This is a genomic window from Bartonella sp. CE47NXGY, from assembly GCF_042195415.1.
GTDB lineage: Bacteria > Pseudomonadota > Alphaproteobacteria > Rhizobiales > Rhizobiaceae > Bartonella.
This window is the reverse complement of the sequence record NZ_JBHIOI010000146.1, coordinates 1-1,280: the sequence shown is the minus strand read 5'-3', so window position 1 is coordinate 1,280 and position 1,280 is coordinate 1. Positions and strand designations below refer to the sequence as shown.

Annotated in this window: 1 protein-coding gene and 2 pseudogenes; all 3 read left to right on the top strand. The window is 35.9% G+C overall.

Going from position 1 to position 1,280, the window contains the following annotated elements:
- Positions 1-64: 64 nt before the first annotated feature.
- Positions 65-352, top strand: coding sequence for a hypothetical protein (locus tag ACFIL3_RS10245; RefSeq protein ID WP_375682232.1), 288 nt, complete (start codon positions 65-67; stop codon positions 350-352).
- A gap of 113 nt (positions 353-465) precedes the next feature.
- Positions 466-741, top strand: a pseudogene (locus ACFIL3_RS10240) (hypothetical protein); the annotation flags it as partial.
- Positions 742-1,119: 378 nt separating this feature from the next.
- Positions 1,120-1,280: pseudogene (locus ACFIL3_RS10235) on the top strand (integrase); the annotation flags it as partial.

Sequence of the window (1,280 nt, the reverse complement as noted above, 5' to 3'; positions counted from 1 at the left end):
TTTCACTACTTTGCTGATCTTATCCTATGCCATGGGCTGTGGATAAGTACCTTTAAAAACCCTTTTGAAAAAATTATTTGCTGATATCAAAGCAGGTACCTTAGGCGGCTTTATTGAAAAGGAAGATAACCTCTCTCATGAGGGCAATTGCTGGGACTATGATGAGGCTCTTGTGTTTAAAAATGGTCACGTTTATGAAAATGCAAGGGTTTATGGCAATGCTAGGGTTTATGAAAATGCCAATATTCATGGCATTGCTGTTATTCGTGAAAATGTCGGCGAGTCTACTAAAATAAAAACCTATACTGAACGTCTCTCTCCTTATGGTGAATTAGAGATTGTCTGGGTCTAATCAATAAAGCGGTGTAAATGAAAGTACAGGCGTGGCGGGGGCGCTCCTCTTTCAAATTTTCCTATTCCAAATTTTAGCAAACGTTTATCATATTAGATTGTGAGGGTATCTTTATGTGCAAAAAATACCAATTAACAAATGAAATCAAACAAATTAAAGATAGAATTACTAAGAAAATTACAAACCTTTATCGCATTAAAGCTTTAAAAGACTTTGATGATGTCAAAGTAGGTGATCTGGGAGGCTATATCGAAAAGGAAAGTAACTTATCCCATGATGGCAATTTCTGGGTGTATGATAATGCGTGGGTTTATGGCAATGCCAAGATTTCCTATCATGACAAGGTCTGGGGTAAAGCCTATGGCAATGCAAAATTAAACAGTCAAAGTAAGTGTCGTTCCAAAAAAATGTAAGGTTTATGAAAACGATAATGTTGTCAATATAACTGATAAAACAGAATAAAAATAGATATGGGGGGCGTGCCTTTTTATGGTGTATAAACGCATATAAAATGCATTGCTATAAACATATCATAAAAGAGAGAGTAAAATAAAAGAAAGCCGTGCCAAGTGATATGACGCGGCTTTCAAATAGCGTTTCTTATTGATTAAAATGAATCATCCACAATGGAGTAATGAGTGCATATATACAAAACGTATCATATTGCAAGTGCTCTATGAGAGATATGAAAACTTATCAAAAGAAACGTAAACGATGCGTATGATCTTTAATCACTCGTTGGAATTACAGAGCCTATAACGCTTGTTATGGCTATCAAACAAATTACTCAACATGGCAAAATTGTATGGTATGTACGTATTGGTCACGGCAAACGCATTAGAATACGCGGTACCTATGGAACGCAAGAGTTTGTTGATAACTACAAAAGCGCACTTGCCGAGTTACAAGGGCTTATACTTCCTAAATC